The sequence below is a fragment of the Robinsoniella sp. genome (assembly GCF_034124845.1).
Genome location: NZ_JAWYAJ010000181.1, coordinates 1 through 2006 on the forward strand (window position 1 = coordinate 1; position 2006 = coordinate 2006).

At 39.2% G+C, this 2006-nt stretch carries 2 protein-coding genes and 1 pseudogene; 2 read left to right on the top strand and 1 reads right to left on the bottom strand.

The window, feature by feature from the left end; genetic code table 11:
• On the top strand, nt 1–1086 hold a 1086-nt coding region (locus ACH2DQ_RS08440), incomplete at its 5' end, for a thiamine pyrophosphate-binding protein (protein WP_395026360.1).
• Nucleotides 1083–1583 carry an acetolactate synthase small subunit gene (ilvN, locus tag ACH2DQ_RS08445; protein ID WP_394911870.1) on the top strand — a complete coding sequence of 167 codons (501 nt, stop codon included), beginning with the start codon at nt 1083–1085 and terminating at the stop codon, nt 1581–1583. The genes ACH2DQ_RS08440 and ilvN, both read left to right, overlap by 4 nt.
• A gap of 126 nt (nt 1584–1709) precedes the next feature.
• Here the strand turns inward: ilvN and ACH2DQ_RS08450 are convergent.
• A pseudogene (locus ACH2DQ_RS08450) lies at nt 1710–2006 on the bottom strand (hypothetical protein); the annotation flags it as partial.

Sequence of the window (2006 nt, forward strand, 5' to 3'; positions counted from 1 at the left end):
GGTACAGAAATGACAAGACTGGCTGAAAAAACAGGGATACCGGTAATTACTACAATTATGGGAAAAGGAGCTGTTCCAACCAATCACCCTCTATATATAGGCAATCTCGGTATTCATGGAAGCTATGGGGCGAATACGGCGATAAGTGAATGCGATGTACTATTTTCCATTGGGGTACGTTTTAATGATCGTATAACCGGGAAAGTTAGTGAGTTTGCCAAAAAGGCAGTTATAATCCATGTAGATATTGACCCTGCATCTATTTCCAGAAATATTGAAGTAAAGATACCGATTGTAGCAGATGCAAAAAATGCGATTCTTGCCCTTCTGGATAAAGCTGTGCCATTAGAAATAGCAGCCTGGAAAAAACAGATCAATTTCTGGAAACAGCAGCATCCTCTTGAAATAGAACAAAAAAGTGAGACAGGTGTGACACCGCTTGCTATTATTAATGAAATAAACAACATTTTTGATAATGCGGTAATCACGACGGATGTAGGTCAAAATCAGCTTTGGGCTACCCAGTTTCTGGAGTTAACCAAGTCAAAGCAAATGCTTACTTCCGGCGGTTTGGGCACTATGGGTTACGGCTTTCCCGCAGCAATAGGAGCGAAATTGGGCAATCCCCACAGGGATGTAATTGCTATTTGTGGCGACGGAGGCATTCAGATGAACATACAGGAGATGGCAACTGCCATGGTCTATGAACTGCCCATTATCATATGTATAATGAATAATGGATACTTGGGAAATGTGCGGCAATGGCAGGAAATGTTTTTCCAGAAAAGATATTCCAGCACTTGTATGCGCTACCGCAAAAGTTGTTCAGATACATGTAATACCCCGTCAGAATGCTGCCCTGATTATATTCCTGACTTTATCAGTCTGGCAAAAAGCTATGGAGCCAGCGGTATGCGGGTACAGAAAAAAGAGGATATCAAAACGGCATTATTGGAGGCAAAGAAAAATTTGAAAGCCCCAACGGTAATTGAGTTTATGATACAACGGGAAGAAAATGTACTTCCAATTGTGCCACCCGGTAATGCGCTGAAAGACATGATGATGGGAGGTGAAGAAGCCAAATGATGAAAAAGCGTTGGATCAGTCTGTTGGTTGAAAATGAAGTAGGTGTTCTGGCACGCATTTCAGGTCTGTTTTCCGGTAAATCCTATAATTTAAACAGTCTGACCGTAGGTCCCACAGAAGATCATACAATTTCCCGTATGACAATCAGTTTAACCGGTGATGACCGGACATTTGAGCAGATAAAAAAACAGTTAAACCGAAGCGTTGAAGTAATAAAGGTCATTGATTTTACAAATATTGCGACACATATGAAAGAAGTGATGTATTTGAAATTGACGAACTGTACCGAGCAGGATCTGGTGGAAATAAAATATATCACCGAAGTTTTTGGTGTTACATTGGTCGATTACGACCGAACTGCTGTTTTGATAGAGAGCGCTCACAATGAGAGTAAGAACAACGACCTGATCAGATTTTTTGAAAAGCATTTTGTCAACCGTTTTGAAATAGTTCGTGGCGGAAGTGTAGCAATTGAGGCATTGAGAAGTTGTCATTAGTTATGTTTCAGGTAAAAATTGAGTCTGATGAAGGTGCTGGAAAAAATCGGATTTTAAACTCTGCCCATAGGTGCATGTATATAATGGGCAGAGTTATCTGCATTTCAAATCTGGTATCAGTAGAAGTTATTTATATTTTTCATAGTATATTTTAGCCAAATCAGAATTCAGATTAAAACGTTTCTGCAGATTTTGTATAATCTGTTCCTGAAGAATCCCCTGTTCTAAATTGTATTGAATAAAAACTTCTAATCCGGTTTCCATGCCTTCTTTTAATCCCTTGGCTAATGCTTTTTCTCTTTCCTCATTAGCTCTTTTTATGTCTAATTCAGCTTCCTCTCTAGCCTTTTTTATATCCGCTTCTGCTTTTTCTTTTGCCTCTTTTACCTCTTTTTTCGCGATATATAAAATGTGGTTATGATC